Source organism: Niastella sp. OAS944, from assembly GCA_024809215.1.
Taxonomy (GTDB): Bacteria; Bacteroidota; Bacteroidia; order Chitinophagales; family Chitinophagaceae; genus Niastella.
On sequence record JANUBW010000004.1, the window covers coordinates 621,719 to 639,936 of the forward strand.

The 18,218-nt window shown below is 43.0% G+C and carries 9 protein-coding genes; 5 read left to right on the forward strand and 4 right to left on the reverse strand.

Annotated elements, in window-relative coordinates; translation table 11 throughout:
• Positions 1–10 precede the first annotated feature (10 nt).
• Positions 11–925 (forward strand): hypothetical protein, encoded by a 915-nt coding sequence (locus tag GGD38_RS20750; RefSeq protein WP_375302316.1) that lies wholly within the window; start codon positions 11–13, stop codon positions 923–925.
• 12 nt (positions 926–937) lie between these two features.
• Complete coding sequence (locus GGD38_RS20755; RefSeq protein ID WP_375302317.1) at positions 938–2,038, forward strand: adenylosuccinate synthetase; 1,101 nt, start codon at positions 938–940, stop codon at positions 2,036–2,038.
• Between the two features lie 73 nt (positions 2,039–2,111).
• Here GGD38_RS20755 and GGD38_RS20760 read toward each other — a convergent pair whose 3' ends face one another.
• Complete coding sequence (locus tag GGD38_RS20760) at positions 2,112–2,654, reverse strand: hypothetical protein (RefSeq protein WP_375302318.1); 543 nt, start codon at positions 2,652–2,654, stop codon at positions 2,112–2,114.
• 389 nt (positions 2,655–3,043) lie between these two features.
• Between GGD38_RS20760 and GGD38_RS20765 the strand changes: the two genes are divergently transcribed.
• Positions 3,044–3,691, forward strand: coding sequence for a DinB family protein (locus tag GGD38_RS20765; RefSeq protein WP_375302319.1), 648 nt, complete (start codon positions 3,044–3,046; stop codon positions 3,689–3,691).
• Between the two features lie 11 nt (positions 3,692–3,702).
• On the opposite strand, the gene GGD38_RS20770 is transcribed toward GGD38_RS20765, so the two are convergent.
• From GGD38_RS20770 to GGD38_RS20780, 3 genes are all read right to left on the reverse strand, one after another.
• The gene (locus GGD38_RS20770; RefSeq protein ID WP_375302320.1) at positions 3,703–4,830 is read right to left on the reverse strand and encodes an OmpA family protein; all 1,128 of its coding nucleotides are present in this window, start codon (positions 4,828–4,830) and stop codon (positions 3,703–3,705) included.
• Between the two features lie 290 nt (positions 4,831–5,120).
• Entirely contained in the window at positions 5,121–5,642 is a 522-nt protein-coding gene (locus GGD38_RS20775) for a hypothetical protein (RefSeq protein WP_375302321.1), read from the reverse strand.
• Positions 5,639–13,831 (reverse strand): RHS repeat-associated core domain-containing protein, encoded by an 8,193-nt coding sequence (locus GGD38_RS20780; RefSeq protein WP_375302322.1) that lies wholly within the window; start codon positions 13,829–13,831, stop codon positions 5,639–5,641. Before GGD38_RS20780 ends, GGD38_RS20775 begins: the two co-directional genes overlap by 4 nt.
• Between GGD38_RS20780 and GGD38_RS20785 the strand changes: the two genes are divergently transcribed.
• Positions 13,798–14,961: a hypothetical protein gene (locus tag GGD38_RS20785; RefSeq protein WP_375302323.1), complete on the forward strand. Its 1,164-nt coding sequence runs from the start codon at positions 13,798–13,800 to the stop codon at positions 14,959–14,961. The two genes, GGD38_RS20780 and GGD38_RS20785, sit on opposite strands and share 34 nt — an antisense overlap.
• 19 nt (positions 14,962–14,980) lie before the next feature.
• The gene (locus tag GGD38_RS20790; protein ID WP_375302324.1) at positions 14,981–16,741 is read left to right on the forward strand and encodes a SusD/RagB family nutrient-binding outer membrane lipoprotein; all 1,761 of its coding nucleotides are present in this window, start codon (positions 14,981–14,983) and stop codon (positions 16,739–16,741) included.
• The last annotated feature ends 1,477 nt before the right edge of the window (positions 16,742–18,218 follow it).

Below are 18,218 nucleotides of genomic sequence, written 5' to 3' on the forward strand. Positions count from 1 at the left end.
AACAAAATGTATGGGACATTCAAGCTGGTCAAATGATGCTTATAAGCATTTAAAGCACAATTATTCAACCAAATCAACTGCCCAGGTATTCGCAAACAGAAGTATTGATAAAGATATGTCGCCCAGGGGCGTTCAGTTTCGCGAAAGCCGTGATTCTGCAGAACATCCCGAAAGCCTGGCAATAGGTGTTTTTTTAGATGAAACCGGTAGTATGGGCTCTATTCCCGAAATGTTGGTGCGTCACAAATTAGGCAATCTCATGAACACCCTCATCGATCATGGTGTACCCGATGCGCATGTATTGTTTGGTGGCATAGGTGATCAATACTCTGATAGCAGTCCGTTACAGGTAGGACAATTTGAATCGGGCACCGACGAACTGAACAGATGGCTTACAAAAATTTACCTCGAAGGAAATGGAGGTGGTCAAAGCATGGAATCGTATTCGCTGGCCTGGCTGTTTTTTGCGCGACATACATCCATTGACTGTTTTGAAAAAAGAAACCAGAAAGGTTTTTTATTCACCATTGGCGACGAAGGGGTACATAAAACGCTGGAGAGAGATTTTCTAACCGATCTGTTAGGCTACTCTTTTTATGAGGATATCTCTACCGAACAATTATTGGCTGAAGCGCAAAGAATGTATCATGTGTTCCATTTGCATGTTACCGAAACATCAACTGGCGGCTCACGCGTTATCATAGATGGATGGCGGAAATTGTTACAGGAACGACTGATCATAGTTGAAGATTATAACAACATAGCCGAAATAATTGCATCTACAGTTGCTGTGGTGATGGGCGCCGACCTGAAAAAGATAGTGGCCGCCTTTGATACTACTACAGCCAAACAAGTGTCGAATGCATTGGTTAAAATAAATAATGGTGTTACTACCGGCAAACAAACCGGGATCGTTTCTTTATAAAACAAAATGAAGATGAGCAAAACGAGCGTCGTTTCAGGACTATTTTTTGGCGATGAAGGGAAAGGAATAACAACCGCATTCCTTTCATCGCCCCATAGCCTGGTGGTTCGATTTTCGGGTGGACATAATGCCGGACATACCGTTGAAACCAACCGGTACCGGCATATTTTCTCCAGTTTTGGCGCCGGTACTTTCCGTGGCGCCCATACATACTGGAGCGAATATTGCACCTTTTGTCCGAAATCTTTTTTTAATGAACGCGAAGCGCTGGTGCAAAATGGATATGGTCCTGTTCATTATATTCATCCGTTAAGTATGATAACGACTCCCTTTGATTACGAACATAACCAACGGCTTGAGTTAGTTAATAAACATGGGTCGGTAGGTGTTGGCCTGGGTGCTACCATTGCCCGCCATACGCAAACCCCTTATAAATTGTTTGCGATCGATCTGCAATACCGGCCCCTGTTGCTACAGAAACTGCAACAAATAGCCACCTATTACAGTGCGGTTAACGTAGATGAAAAGATCTCAGCATTTTTATGGTATGTTGATCAATGCGATCTTTCCATTACACCGCTCACCGAAATTAAAGACAAGTATGAGCATATTATTTTCGAAGGCGCGCAGGGCATTATGCTGGATATGGATTTTGGATTTTTCCCCAATGTAACCAGAAGCAATACCACTTCGAAAAATGCCATGGACATCATTCAAAAAGAAAACCTGCCATTGCCGGATGTCTATTACGTAATGCGTGCCTATTTAACACGGCATGGCAATGGGTTTATGCCTAATGAAACCGCTGAGCTTTGTTTTGAAGATAGAACAAATAAAACCCATCCCTATCAGGGAAAATTCCGGCAGGGATATCATGCAACGGACTTATTACAGCATGCGTTGCATATTGATAGTGTTTATACCGGAAATGATGTAAGCAGAAAGAAGCTGGTTATTACCTGTGTTGATCAAACCGGCGACTTGATCTATATTGATAATAAACAGGTTTCTTTATTTGATTTTTTAGAAACACCCTTACCGGTATCGGAATTCTTCATCAACCGTTCGCCAAAGGCGGGAATGTTGGAGAAAGTAATGTTTCAAACAAAATAAAAAAGGTCGCCCGATACATCGGGAAACCTTTTTTGCAGAAAGGACAGGATATGTGCGACGGTTATATTTTCAATTACATCATTGTTTTTTGCTTGTTCAACCTGCTGCTAATAGTACATGGAGCTGCCAATATGCAATTGGTAGCCTTTCCTTTTTGTTGAAGCCCAATTTCATTAAAAGATTGCTTTAGCGATAAAGACTGACTATTCAATATTTTGATCGCTAATTCATTTACAGTCGACTTATTCAAAGGGTCTACCGTATTACTTGTATCTTTTAACCTGTAACAGTTTGCATTTATAACAAATAAAATTGGCAGTACTATGTGAATCTTTTTCTTTTTGCAATAGGCAACATAGCTCTTATCCCAGATCTTCAACGGATCAGCAACCAGGGTTTCAATACGCTTTTTATAAACGGAATTTAAATTACCTGAAATAAATGTGGACATTGATTTAGAGGAGAAGCTTATTTCCAGAAAATGAATTCCGGTGTAACAACTGTCTACAAAACTTTCAGAGTAAAATTGATGCTGTAAATATGTTGCCAGAACTGTATCAGCTGGTTCAACCGTTTTCTTTTGCTGAGCCCGGGAGGCAATAGCAATAAAATTCAAAATAACAAACAAATAGACTTTCATGGGTTACCGGGTTAAATGCTTCATTAACGTTAGCTAATGATAAATGGGTTTAATAACTATTTCAGTTAGCCTCAATAACAAAAACTTGGCCATTTTTTAAAAAGCATATTAACCCCTCCACAAGATTGTATATATACGATAGCCGACAGGGAACAAATGAGGAACTTTACGAAGAGAATTTTACGAATACAATCACAACACTTCTTGTCCTTTAATTGCAGATTGTAACTGCCTAATTTTACTATGTAGCGAAGCGATGAAGGGATGACCGCTTTGTAAATTTTTATTATATTATCCGGAGCTATATGTTGAGTGGTAATTGCTATTTTGTAAAATGGTGATAAATTCATTAACAAACTTATGTTATGAAGTCCGAAACAACTACCAGTCGCAGGGGATTTATTAAAACCACTGCCGCCGTTACTGCCGGTTTAACTGCGTTCCCAACTATGTTGATGGCCGCTGATAGTACTACTGAAGATAGTCTCCATATCATTGGTCCCAAAGAAGGTTACTCGCCACAGGTTGGTACGCTGGTATCAATGATGAACTGGATGCGCGAGACCGTATTGCGTTCAGTAAAAGGATTGAAACAGGAAGATCTGGACTACCTGCACGATCCTAAATCAAATACCATTGGTGCTATGTTATTGCACCTGGCTGCCACCGAAACTTATTACCAGGGCAATACTTTTGAAGGACTGAGAGAATTTAAAGATAAAGCTACCTGGTCTATTCCCATGGGCCTGGGAGAAGAAGGCCGTAAAACCATAAAAGGCCATGACCTGGCATATTATGTTAACATCCTTACTGAAACACGCGAAAAGACTTTGGCCGAATTGCGCAAGCGGGATGATAAATGGCTGATGACGATTGATCCAAAGTTTTTTGGCGGCCAGCCCACCAACAATTACTGCAAATGGTTTCATGTGGTGGAACATGAATCGAATCACAATGGCCAGATCAAATGGATCAAAGGCCGGTTACCAGGAGCGGCAGGAAGCGGGGATTAATATCTGAACAATTACTGATTAAACACTTTTAATTCAACTCTCCTGTTCTTTGCACGGCCATCGCTGGTTGTATTATCAGCAACGGGTTGTTGCTGTCCATAACCGATAGCCTGCAGGCGAGCCGGTGTTATACCAGCGGCTGTAAGATATTGCATTACTGCTTTTGCGCGATTATCACTCAATACCTGATTTTTTTGAGTGGTGCCCGCATTATCGGTGTGGCCTTCAATGATCAGTTTTAGATCGGGATCCTTCTTTAAAATATTAGCCACTTCATCTAACGAGGGCCATGATTTTTTTAATAACACATAGCTGCCAGTGGCAAAATAAATATGCTGCGCAGCCACCTGTAAACTATTTATAATCGCTGCTTTTATTTCAGGACATCCGCCATTTGCCGCATTACCGGCTTTATCGGGACATTTATCCAGCGCATCCTCTACCCCATCCAGGTCACGATCGGGAATGGGACAGCCTTTGTATTGCGCTACGCCTTTTACATCGGGACATTGATCTTCTTCGTCATTGATCCTGTCGCCATCACGGTCAGGAACAGGGCATCCGTGGTAACGTAACACGCCCAATACCAGCGGACATTTATCAACGCTATCAACAATGCCATCGCCATCTGAGTCTATTGGTTTTGCAACAGACACTATCGGCGGCAATGGCAGGTTTGGTCTTTCTTTTACGATCTTTTTCCTGTTTATGTTTCCGGCTATTCCAATGCTGTGATAAAAATGCTGGTGCTGAGTGTTGGTAACCGGTATCCGGTATTGAGAGTTAACAAGCACAAATACATCAGGCGTTATGTTTACCTGGCAACCTAAACCGGTTGGAATAAAAACACCATAATAACTGTTGTATGCCGATACGCCTATGCCTGACTGTAAATAAGGCCGCACCCGTTTTTCCGGCGCCAGCAGGTGCGCCCTTACCGAACCATCTACTTCAATGAGCAATTGCTTTTTACCATTACCAAGGTCTTTATTATCCTTATCGGCAAACTCCATAAACGAACCGGCCATGGTTATGCTGTAATCCCACTTTCTTGAAAAGCTGTTCTGGTAATTGACAGACAAACCGGTAACCGCATTCCGCCCAAATGCCCGCAAGCTATCAGCTCCTTTAAAATCCATGACCGACAGATGAATGCCGAGGGCTGGGGATTTGGTAAAGGACTTGGGTTGGGCGTGCAGGGTTGTGCTTGTAAGGCAAATGAATATTAAACGAATGGTAATATGCATAAACAGCCTTAACACAAATAATGATATTTCATGTTGTAAACGATAAAATGTTTTGCATTATAAACACTAATGACAGCTTCCAAAATCTCGAATGAATAACATATTAAAAAACATTCCATGCCAACATAACCGGCTTATGCAAACCCAATCAGCGTATAGCATAAAACAATTTCGTTGATACTTTACCTGTACCGTTCAAACTTATAAACATCCCCATACATTTTCCCTTCTATATCACCACACTGAATAAAAATGCTTTGAGGTATACTATCCTTAAAACTAATAGATGTGGATCTACCACAATTGATATTGTTTTGAAAAATCAAATTTGAACCTTGAATTTTTGGCAAATTTTGAAAAGCACCTCCTGCATAATAATAACCAACTTTATTTCCTTTTAGATCAAAAATATTAATATAAGAGTTGGCCATAACTGATTTGCTTCCGCTCAGAACAGTATTTAAAATAAAAACATATTCAGTGTGTTTTGTTTTAATACTTCCAATATTTACTAAACAATATTTAGTATTATTAATTGAATCTATTTTTTCAAAACAATACTCCTGGTTGATATTGTTTTCACTTAATACAATGTCAAATATTTTATCCTTAAAATCTTTTCTGGATATGTTACTAGAACTGGGCTGTTGGCAACTATAAAAAATAGTTACAACAATCAATAGTTGAATTAAAAAATATTTCATTTATTGTCAAAATTTGAAGGAGTTGAAGGTTTGGCATTATCAACCATTTCCTTAATGTAATTTTCATAAAGAGAAGGAATTTTCCATTCTTTCTTTGGTATACCTTTTATTTTTTCAATTCCCCATCCATTGTAATTGCCAAAAGCTCTAAGCCAACCTTGAAATTTATATGTTTTGTTACCAGTTTTGGGATCATAACCAACTCCATTTCTAAATCCCTTAGTTGCTATAAATCTAATACCAAGATAAAGCGAAGTGTTTGGATCGTTACTCATATCATCACTCTTTTTTAATCCATATGCTTTTTTATATTTATCAAAATCACCCGGATTATTAGCGGTAAGTAAATCCTTGTTTTTACCTACCCCTCCACTGGACTCCTGAATTGAGGCAGCCTTGACCATTGTTGGATCTAAATCATCAATACTTTTATTGGCTTCTTTCGGAATAGGATCACCACCTTCTGTATAAAGCTGTAATAAACCAAGATTTTTTGATTGATTAAATAATCCAGTTCTTGCAGCAATTAAATAATCGAATTGTTGATAAGCAGCGCCCGTCGTATTATCTCCCGTTTGAGTGCGTTCCTGAATAATTTTAGGCATAGGTACTTCTTTCCACCCAACCATACTTTGTGTTGGCATTTTAATATGCTTATCGTCTGTGGATTGAATAAATGTTCTAAACTCTGTATTACTTTTGACACGATACACTTCAATTCCACTTAGGTTAAAATACACTATATCTTTTCCATCAGGATCAATAAAACTATTAGGATTGTTACTAAACCCAGAATATGGCGAAATGCCCGGATAACTAGCTACATGCGGATCAATACTCAAAAATTTACCCACACGTGAGTCATAAACCCTTGCTCCAAAATTTAATTGGTTCCCCAATCCCTTCACCTCATTATCATTCTCCTTACCATTAAACCCAAACCTATAACTCTTACCATTACTTGACAATGACACCCTCGAAAGCATTCCAAACGGATAATAATCCTGTGCCGTTACTATATGCGGTTCAAAGTGGTCTATCAAAGAACTATTGGCATCCGAAGGTACGCCAAACTTTTTATCGCTGATAGTAGCCAGTACATTGCCCAGGTGGTTACTTAGTTCATATTGCCGGAATCCACGATCAAACGTAGTACCGTTATAATAGGCCCATTTATCATCCGGGCCGCCGCTTACCTCATCAGGATATTTATACATACCCACTCTGCTGCTTCCATATATATATCTTTCATCCTGCATCAATTGCAGCGCGCTTAAATCGCTGCTATTTCCTGTGGCCGCATAAGTGGTTATAATATTTCCCTGTGCATCCCGAACATACCATGTGTACTGCTTTTCGCCACCTGCATCTGTGATTTTGCCTATGCGGTTGCCCAATGCATCATAAGTGAATTGTATAGTGGTTACCGGTACTTTATCGGTAGCAGTACGGGTAATTTCAAGTATCTTACCATATACATTCCATTTAATATTGCTAATGCCTTCGGCCTTGTCTTTTACCAGGTTGCCGATTTCATCGTATACATAGTTGCTGGTGTCGGTTTGATTGTCGATATCGGCAATCAGGTTGTCTTCCTGGCTTTGATAAGTATTGTCACCCACGGCATCCCTTATCTGTCGTAGCTGGTTGGTTCCTTTATAATACCGGTAACTGAGGCTATCCATATCAACGCCAGCCCCACTCATGGCATTACGCAGGTATTTTAATATATTGCCGTTAGCATCGTAGGCAATGCGTTCTTTTAAATAATCATTATTACCAATCATGCCGTTCCAACTATTGGCCGCAACATCAAACCCTTTATATACATCCTGGCCGGTGAGGCGGTTCAACTGGTCGTACCGGTAATTATAAAAGTGTAACGGTCCGCCCGGCTCCTCTTCAAACCGCCGGTTGTACACAGACATGCTGCTGATATTGCCATTATATAAAGGCCGGTAATTATTTAAATCAGTTAAACGGCCGCTGTAACCCGGGAATGGGTCTACGCCATTGCCAACCGGCTTGTATTCGCCGGCAAAGTAGTTCAGCGTAAATCCAAAAGCATCCCGCGCGATAAACTGATTCAGATGACCATCTTTTCCATCACTGCCCATATCATGAGCAATAGTGCCACCCGTACTGTTCACACCTTTCAACCACCCCTGCAGGGTATATGCATAATCAATGCCCTGAACCTGTTGCTGCCCCAGCACCATACGCGCCAGTGTGCCATGCCGGTAATATTCATACCGGGCATCTTTTTCCCATACAAGGCTGTCGAGACTGGTTTCAACCTCAATAAGCCTGTTTTCCGCGTCATAGCGGTAGCGGTGGTACCAACGGTCGCTCCAGCCAGGCTGGTACATCACCATATTCACTTTGCCGCTTATAAGGTCATACTGGTATAACAGTTTTTTAAAGCGGTTATTCTGGGTATTCATAACATTGGCCGCCACACTATTTTGTCCATAATCCTGTAAAAGGGTATCTACATTACCGTGAATATCGTAACTATAAAAAGTCGCTGTATTGTATGCAGCAGATACACCGGGAGTATCGGAATAGCTTATATAGCTTACGCGATTACGTAAATTTTTCTGCTGCACTATCAGCCGGCTATTAACACTACCGAAACCGGTGTACGGAAGGTCGTAAATGGTTTTTGTGACCTGCCCACGGTAACCATCTAAGCCTGTGAGCCAGTTGTCCAGCGCCGTTTCATTGCGGGTAAGGTTATCGTTCACTTGTGACGCGGCAGGGTCTTTTACCTGGCCAACCTCCGTTATTCGACCCAGTGCATCGTACCGGGTATAACTAAATAAACCACCGGCTGCTTTCTGCCTCGCGTTACGACTTATTGCCAGCCGCCCCAATCTGTCGTACCAGAATTCTGTTTTACCGCCATCAGGACTTCTTTGACTTACCACACCATTCAATGTATTATAGCGGTATTGTGTTACCAGTTCGTGTGCCGGCACTTTCAGGTTAGCGGCAGCACGGGCCACTTCCACGCTGTCCAGCCACAATGAATCATAATTAGCACGTACCCCAGCAGGCGGCACCGTTTTTATAAGATTACCAGCCAAATCGAAATAGTACAGGGTATGATGGTATTCACTTACAGCATGCCGCACCGTAAACTGCTCCAGTTTATAGGCCTGGAGGCACTTAGCAACATAGCTGCTGTCAAAGTGGCCTTTTAATGAATCAAGGTATACATTGTACAGTTCCTGCGCCTTGCTGGCAATGATAAAGGTGGTATCGCTGCAATTATTTATGTCATCCAGCGCTACCGGTGGAAATACCGGTTCGGCACGACCGCAAAGGGTGAGAGTCTGCTCTTCGGGACAGAAATTAATGGTAGCGCCACATCGCGTCCTGTAATAAGCTTTTATTTGGTCATAGGTATAGTTGTTACCTGTTCTGCTATTAAAATATTGCTCGAAGAATGGTTTGCAATCCTGCCGTGGCTCCAGGAAGTATGGATCGGGTCTGCTCAAGGAAGGATAATTATCAAAACTCTCATGGAACATAAGGCTGTCGCCGGCGCCATACATCTTTATCCAGTCAACCTGCAAACTTTCTCCTACGTTGGCCTTTATAAAAGGATAAACGAGGCGGTAAATATAATGATGGCCATCACGCATCAATTCTTTTATTAACTGGCCATCGAAGTAAACCTGGAACCTGTCGGGTTTAACCACATATTTTACCGTGCGCCAGTCGTTGAAGTTCCTGCCTCCAAAGGCTGAATCATAATGCCGCACGCCCTGGAGGTTATAATATCCCGTCGCCCATTGTGGTATAAATGCTATATAAAAATCCTCTTCTCTATCATAGCCAGGATCATCGAGGCTATTGTTGTTTATAGCAAAATCAACATCCGTACCGCCAATATTTCGCACCCTTGCTTCCAGTGCGTATTCGTTCTGCACTCTCCACCAACGCTGGCTGCCATACGTAACTGCACCATACCGGGTTGAACTATCCGGATAAGGCATATGTATATAGCCATTACTGATAATGGAAGGTGTCTTCAGTTCATTGGTATTGAAACCCTGGTTAGTAGTGTTATAAACACCCCCTACAATCCAGTTAGCGATATTACATTGATGCGTATTTACAAGCGGGTCGGATAAAGAATTATATAAACAAACTGCATTGTTATAAATGGTCATTAATGAATCGCAGGTAATTCCGCCGGTATTTGTGCTGGTATCGGTATTACAAACATTTAAAGCAATACCATTGGCCAGATATAATGAATCAATCTGGCTGAAGTTATAACTGGTTCCTTTTTGCTGATTGAAATAATTGGAAAAATCTGTAGTACAGGTAGCAGACGGACATATTGCGTTTCCATTAACAAGACTCTGGTTATCGGGGTCATTAAAATCTTCGAAAAATTGCGTTATGCCGTTTACGTCCGACAGTTTCACCCAATCTACAGCAGCCTCCATTGAAGCAAACGAAAGAAATATTCCGGGTATTGGCCCTACAGGTTGACCATATAATCGCGGCACCTTCTGATATACCTTTATTAACCGTCCGTCTACATACTGCTCATAGGCTGTTTTAGTTACCCTCATTTTTAGTATATGCCAGTCGGCCAGGCTACCGGGCGCTGTAGCAATGGTTTGTCCTGCAATAAACTGGCTACGCCCATCTATAAAAGTTCCGCCGTTAATGGTATTACCATCGCTTTGGTATTCGCATATATATCCCCCGGCTGTTGTGGTGTCTGTACTATATACATTGAGAGAAGCAAGCAGCCATCCCGTTGTTCTTATACGGGCTTCCACCTGGTAACCATCCGGCAAACAAACGGATTTTCCGAAAAAGTTAACAGGCGAAACACAGCAATAGGCAGGTGTGCTATGATAACTATCAGGCAATTTAATTTGCCCATCCCTGAAAAGCTGATGGGGGTCGGTAACCTGAAAGCCGGTACCAACATAATACCAGCTGGTGGCCGCGGATGTCGATGCTTTATATCCACTCACTATCGATTGCAGTTCACTAACAGAATCAACCGGCATCTCACATCCTTTTGCAAAAGCAAGGTATTCATCCACCGTTTTTGCAAAACCAAACCGGTAGTTCATGAATTGTTCGTACAACAAGTTATTCCTTGTTTGTATAGAATCGGTAACCATACCAGCTAACGGGCTTATACCGGGGAATTTACTTCTGAATGCCTGGTCTGCTGTTTTAAACTGCTCACATCCTATGCAAATATCTCCTGTATAACACTGAAAGGCCGGCGGTAAGAACAAGGGCGATTCCAGGTAACTGCACGAAGCAGGCGGCGCCCCATTTACTTTACACAAACTCAACAACTGATTGAGCGCCGCATCGGTTACAGAGGTATTATATACTTTTTTCAAATAATCAGAAAAAGAACTATACCCCGATGCATTCTGGTACTTATTATAATAGCCGGCAATAGCTTCGCATTCACAATCTTCGGGTTTGTTATAGATGGGCTTGTTGCCAAAAACCGACTGCTGATCGTATGGTTTGGGCGCCGTTATTCTATATGAATTACAATTTATAAAATCGGTTATACCATGGGTTTGATTATAGTTATTGATCACCTCTTCAAAACTCCTGAACTGATTGGTACTTGAAGGCTTCACCGAACTGGCGCCGTATGGATGGTTCACATCAGATCCTTCCATACATACCTGTACCAGTTGAGGAATGATTATATCGGTTATACTGGCGGAATCACAAAAAGTGCATTTACTTAACTGTTGCATCCACTGGGTGACGTAGGCCTGGCAGTTAGACTGGTAATAATTATCCATCTTATTGCCTATTTCATTCTTGGCCTGGTTGGTATCTGATGGCAGCGTACCACCGGCAGCTTTAGCCAGTTCATCTGCATCACTGAAATGAGGTATAAATCCCCGATCCATCAGTTGGGCAGCGGTTAATGCTTTTGTGCAGGAATCTTTGATCCAGTATTTGTTAAGAATATTCCGCTTAACATCGAGGTACATCTGCCGGTAAGCGCGCCAGGCCATGTTCAGTTCACCCACACACATAGTATCAGGGTTCATGGCCCATGCATTATTACTATAAGTTTCAAAACAGGCCTGGTTATCGGTTCCCTTCTGGCACATGGTGGTAACACTGGCCACGGCCCACAGGCTGATGGTACCGCCATCGATCTTCCGGTAATTCAGCAGTGAATCTTTCAACTTGCTAAGAAAGAGCTTGTTCTTAAACTCCGCCATCGGATCTTTAACATCGGTACCGGCGCCGTTCAGGTGGGCCGGGAAACCACCATCTCTTATGGGATTGAGATATCCTTTTTCCTTCGCTTCCTGCCAGGTATCGGTTTCGGCAAAACGTTTATCCCATTCGTGGCTGGCTTTCAGTTGGTCATATCGCTGCAATTTGCAATACTCGGGATGCAAAGGCAATAACGCTTCGGCCCAGCTTAATTTAAACTTCTGCGCAAATACTTCGGGAGTGAGGTTTTGCGGCGGCACCAGTTGGCCGGAACCTTCGTCATATACCAGGTCAGGATTACCGTTAGCATCGAGGTAATTTGTCACATCCTGGAATTTAGCGGTGGTGTCGGGCGCATCGCCATCTGCCGAAGAAAAGAATATAGATAAGATATCGTTGTCGTTATCGATATTGGCATACTGGCCCGAAGAGGGCGTCATATCCATAAGCATATTACGGCGAATGTCGTTGGCTTCCGTTACGGTTGAATCGCAGAGCGCCGCACAATCTTCCTGTGCTTTGGCATATGCTGTTAAAGCCATGTTCCTGTAACCGGCCGTATCAACATCGGCAATACCCGATGTCTGTCTGAACCGCACCCAGAATTGGTCCCATGTACCCAGGCTGTCTTTACAACTCTGGCAGGTTGGCCTGCATTGTAATACACCGGCCAGCAATTGCCGCTGCTCCTGTATAAGATCATCGATTGTTTTACAGGTATTTGTTTTCAGGAAAATACTGTCGCGATAGTAATCCAATCCATAGCGGCTTACCGATAATTTTTTGGTTACTTCATAACTGCCTTCTTCCAGGAATTTTGTAAAAGAAAGCGAGAAGCCGCCGCTGTTGTTTTTGCATGAAGTATCTATCTGGCCAATCTGAAAATTATGGATCACCGTATCGAAAGGAGCGCCGCCCAGCTTTTGGTTATTGCAATCGTCGGTGATGGTGATCTGCAGATCGTATAAACACTCATAACAGATCTGCGCCTGTGTACACCCTTCCTGTTGCAGCGTTTGCGGGTCTAATTTATAAGTAAATGTATGGTCGCCGGCTTTGGATACAAGCAATCCTTTTTTATTCTCCATTACCCAGTCTTTAATAACGGTGGCCGATGGATCGGAAAGCTTTTCGGTGCGTGTGGCTGATGCATACGATGACAAGGTATCGAGTTTAATACTATCGGGCGGAACACCAGCCAATGCCGTGGCAATGGTCCTGCCGCGCATATCAGTATAGCTTACGCTATATTGGCCGTTTGCATCACGCACCATGGTTTTAAAATAATGGGAGAAGTGGCCAACTTCGGTACCAAACAAGGCATCCAGTTCGCGCTGGTCGGGTGTGCCGTAAAAGTATTTTGTTTCATGGCCACTGCCAATGCGGAAGGTTTTGCCTACACCGCTTTGCCGGCTGATGCGACTGGTATTATCCTGTGCATATTCTACTTCCGTAAACGGGTATCCTTCCGCATCGGGTATGTATTTATTAAACCCTGAATCGGCCAAAGGGTTGGCCGGGGAATAATATTGTGCTGCCCCGTTTGTTGTAGCCATAGCAGGCGCCCCCATAGTGCAATACAGATCGGCGCTGGCCAGCGTGTCATACAGGCTTTTGTCGTAACCGGAAGCGCTGTTCAGCCCACGGTTAAAATTTTTGGAGTAGCCAATAACCGAATTCAGCGTTGGGGCAGGCAGTACCTGTATCACTGGCCGACCCTGGTAATCGTAAAAATTTTCAGCTACAATGGTTTTTTCGATACTGTTATCTTTTGTAACTGTTTGGCGGGCACGCATGCTGCCATCGTAATACTGCACCACGGTTTTTCTTTTGCCTTCCTCGGCAAACGTAGTGGTAGCCTGCCAGTTTAACGGACGCTCATGTCCGTTATAATTGAATCGTCCTAACCCGTTTGTGTAATCCTTCCGCTCTCTTCCTGGAGGCATTAAAACCTTTCCGCAAACGTGAATTTGAAGTTGGCTTCAATACAAGGTGGTTTGAAAGAAGCAGGCTTGAATTTGATTTTTCATTCTATACCAATAATACCTACGATCAGATCGTGCAGCAGCCCATTACACCTGCAACCGGTTACACGGCAGCCAAGATCAATACAGGTAATGTAAAAAACTGGGGCCTTGAACTTATGGTAAAGGGCGCTCCAGTGGCTACCAAAAAATATCGTTGGGACCTCACCTTTACAGCGGCCAACCAGTTTTCAAAAGTTGTTAAACTGTATCCCGGTATTACCCAGAAATTTATCGATGGCAATCAGGGATTCCAGGTTTGGGCGAAAGAAGGCCAGCGCATTGGAGAAATACGTGCGTATGACTACAAGCGCGATCCCGCTGGCAATAGAATTGTCGCTGCCAATGGTTTCTATGCGCTGAGCGACGAGGTTACAAGCACCGGTAAAAATGTAAACCCCAAAGTATTTGGCGGTGTATACAGCGATTTCTCTTTTAAAGGTTTCAATTTCCATTTTGGCATTGACTACAAATTTGGCGGAAGCATTTTCTCTTATACCAACAACTACCTGATGGGTACCGGTGTAATAAAAGCATCGCTCCATGGCAGGGATGAGGCAACTGGTGGCATGGCCTACTATGAAGACAATGCTACAGGCGCCAAAGTAGCCTGGGAGCACAATAAACCGGCGCCCGCGAATGCACGCGACGGTATTGTGTACCACGACGGTATTGTGCTTGATGGGGTGAAAGAAGTGAATGCAGGTGGTACAGTTAAGTATGAAAGGAATGATGTTATAGTAGCTGCCCCCGCTTACTATCAAACATATATCAACGACAATAGCACATCATGGCCCCCCGACCGTTTGTTCAAAAACGATTACATTAAACTACGCGAAATTTCAATTGATTATGCCCTGCCAGCGAAGGTGTCGAACATGCTGAAATTGCAGAAGCTTTCGTTAACTGCCGCAGTAAGGAACCTGGGCTATTTGTACAAGACCGTGCCCAATATTGACCCCGAAAGTGCATTGGGTGCACAGGGATATATTGAGAACTCATTCTATCCTTCCATCAGGTCTTTCATTTTTGGTGTAAACGTTAGTTTCTAAAAGCTTCAAAAGAAAAATTATGAAAAAAATATTTATAGGGATGATTGCTTTTTCACTTGCGCTTGCTTCGTGTAAGAAGTCGATTGAGAAAGAATTTCCCAACCCTGAGAATTACGATAAGACCGGCAACCTGTTTGCCGGCATGTTTACCAAAACGCTTTACTCCTGGAAACTGTATGTACAGGACTATGGCGAATGGTGGTGGGATCTGGCAGGTAACGGTGGCGTGGGAGTTGCAGGCTATTCGCAGGTAAGTCAACGTTATATTACCGACCGGTATGCCTGGTTCTCAACTTTTGACGACCTTACCGGCACCACTGCTTTCGGCTCTTATCCACAGCTTTGGTCAAACAGGCTGGGCGCTTTTTACGGCAGCGTGAACACCTGGGCCGTTATTAAAGACAATATAGCAGCGGTGTCGGGCACTGACCTCGATGACAACGAGATCTACTATTCTCTTACAACCGTTATGAAGGATTATGCAGCGTTGCTGGCGGTTGACTTTTATAACAACATTCCTTATTCAGAGGCATTTAAGGGCAAGGACAGGGTGTTTTTCCCTAAATATGATGACGCAAAGGAAATTTATAAAAGCGTGATGGACGAGTTGAAAAAACTATCCGAAGACCTGCCTGGCCAGTTCAATAAAATGTCTGTATCGGCCAAAGCGGTTTTCAAAGTACAGGACATTGCGTTTGCAGGTGATGTGAACCAATGGGTGCAATATATAAATAGTATCCGATTGAAATTTGCCATACGCATTTCCGGTGTGGAAGAAGCATTTGCCAAATCACACATCCAGGATGTGCTTACAAAAAATAACCTTCCCACGAAGGACCAGGTATGGCCACTGCCCTATGCATTGAAAGCCGATGCCGGTGGTGAGTGGATCCGTGGTATTGGCGAATCCTGGCATACTACCTTCATACCTGATGTTATTATGAGGAGAATGAATAGGAACAGTACAATTTATGAGCCCGGCATAGATGACCCACGGCTACCTGTTATAGCAATGCCTACTAAATTCAGCGATTTGACTGTTACACCTGCGGTTGGCGATTACCGGGGGGTAAACTATAATGCCGATGGTCAGAAACCTGCTTATGTTGCCGGCGAAAAGTATTATACAGGCGGCGTTATGGGCGACCTGAACGAGCATCTTAAACAGAACTCTCGTTCTATGTACAACCTTGCCACGTATCACCGGAATGAAACCTTTCCGGTATACATGATGTCGCTGGCCGAAACAGATCTGTTGCTGGCGGAAGTTGCGCTCAAAAACCTGGGTACAACCGGTAAAACGGCTGCAGCGCATATCAAAGATGCAATCACTCATTCTACCAATTTCTGGTATACGTTAAACCAGAAAAGCCCCTTTGCTACCACCGCGCCAATCATGCATCCGACCAAACCTTCAGCATCGATCATCAATACCTATGCTGATTCAATTGCTGCCAGGTTTGATAGCCGAACGAATACCGAGGATAAAATGGAATTGTTGATGCAACAGAAATATGTTCACCTGAACCTGATGTGCCCTTACGAGTTGTGGGCGGAGTTAAGAAGAACGCGGCATCCAAAACTGGAGCCTATGACCTTCAATGCAAAAGTAATGAAGCCGCTTCCGGAACGTTTACGGTATCCTACCGATGAACAGAAGACAAACCCCGATAATTACGCGACTGTAAAAAGCCAGGACAACTTTACCACCCCGATATTCTGGGTGCCTGCAAATTTGAGAAGTGTAAATCCTTACTGGGATAATTACAATTACGAATAGCCGAGGCGCACAACATACGCAATTTTTGTAAAACCCGCTGTAATGGCGGGTTTTGCTTTTTAGATGCTACACCTCTCCCCTTTCAAATAACTCCGCTATATAAAAAAAGCAACCACACAGCCAGTTGGCTGCGGGTTGCAGTTATCAATACAAAAAATCCATACTCGTATGGTAATGGGCGCTAATTATTGTATGAGTTCTATGAACAGTTGAAAGCGTTTGTAACGCAGTTGTACATTGCTTCGTAGTACAAGCAACTGACCAATCCTTCAAGCCATTCCACCTGCGGCGCAAACTGGCCGATTTCCACACATCAGGTATTGATCATGTTGACGGGTATCCTAACGGCTTTTTTCCAAGGCAAGCCTTTATGGCGTATAACCACGTGCTTTGCCTGGTTGAAGCCGCTTATCGGTTATATACCGACCAGCAGACACAACGCGTATTAATTACATTGCTTTAGTAAACTGTTGAACTCGTTTTTGCTTATATGTTGAGATAAGAAGAGAATTATCTGCCTTTGGCGGGCAGATGTTTTGAAAACCCCAGACTTTTCTTAGAATGTGCTTAGCATTGTTCGCAAACCACCAAAGATCTTACGAAGAACGATAAACTATGCCTTTGCTCAGTCCCGCAGAAAGGCAATAGCATTCTAAAATGTCTCAACATGTCAAAGATGCTTTAGCGTTATGAGAACGCTTTTATTAATCGTTTCAAGGTTCCGGTTAACAGATTGGTTTTCCGGTCTTGTTGCGGGACCTATATCGTTATAGAAACCAAACCCGATGCCTACATCCATCTAATGCAACACCCTTTATACTTCAAAAACCCTGCCCTTTATGCGAAAATTAACTTGATGATGATCAAGTTCGCTTGCCCGCTCCTGCTTCGTTCCCGGTTCGTTCTTCGTTAACCTTTGGGCTACCCATTTGCTACCCAAACGCTACCTCTTTCATAAAGAAAAACCAGTTTTTTACTACCTTTTTACTACCCCCAGTCATAGGGAAAATGGTAGTAAAACGGTAGTAAATGGGTAGTGTTTTACTGGAAAAAAGGTATAGAATGGGTTAACAAGGAACGAAGGAAGAGCGAAGAAAGAAGAACTTAACACTTCAGCAGCCACATAACGTAAATCAAACACATTGCTTTTGTCACAGTCCGCTCCCTACCTAATAGAGGTTTACTTAAGGTTAAATAAAGGTTGTAATGAGGTTTGGTTGCCCTGCAGGAGCAACAAAGGAGCAGCAAGGGGTAACCGCAACCTTACTACAACCTTAGCAAAATAGCAACAGGGGAGCAAGCAGGGAGCAACAAGGGAGCAACAAACAGCATGCAAAGAGCACCAGGGGAGCAACAGGGGAGCAAGAAAAGCGGAATCACGTTGCCTCGTCCTAAAAAAACTATACACTTTAAAATTAAAATGTATGGTAGAAAAGGATCACGAACAAACATTCAAAGGCCGTTACAGTGCTAAAGG

Coding starts and splice junctions, on each gene's coding strand:
- GGD38_RS20750 (WP_375302316.1), top strand. CDS start 11: ATGGGACATTCAAGCTGGTCAAATGATGCTTATAAGCATTTAAAGCAC.
- GGD38_RS20755 (WP_375302317.1), top strand. CDS start 938: ATGAGCAAAACGAGCGTCGTTTCAGGACTATTTTTTGGCGATGAAGGG.
- GGD38_RS20765 (WP_375302319.1), top strand. CDS start 3,044: ATGAAGTCCGAAACAACTACCAGTCGCAGGGGATTTATTAAAACCACT.
- GGD38_RS20770 (WP_375302320.1), bottom strand. CDS start 4,830: ATGGATTTTAAAGGAGCTGATAGCTTGCGGGCATTTGGGCGGAATGCG.
- GGD38_RS20775 (WP_375302321.1), bottom strand. CDS start 5,642: ATGAAATATTTTTTAATTCAACTATTGATTGTTGTAACTATTTTTTAT.
- GGD38_RS20780 (WP_375302322.1), bottom strand. CDS start 13,831: ATGCCTCCAGGAAGAGAGCGGAAGGATTACACAAACGGGTTAGGACGA.
- GGD38_RS20790 (WP_375302324.1), top strand. CDS start 14,981: ATGAAAAAAATATTTATAGGGATGATTGCTTTTTCACTTGCGCTTGCT.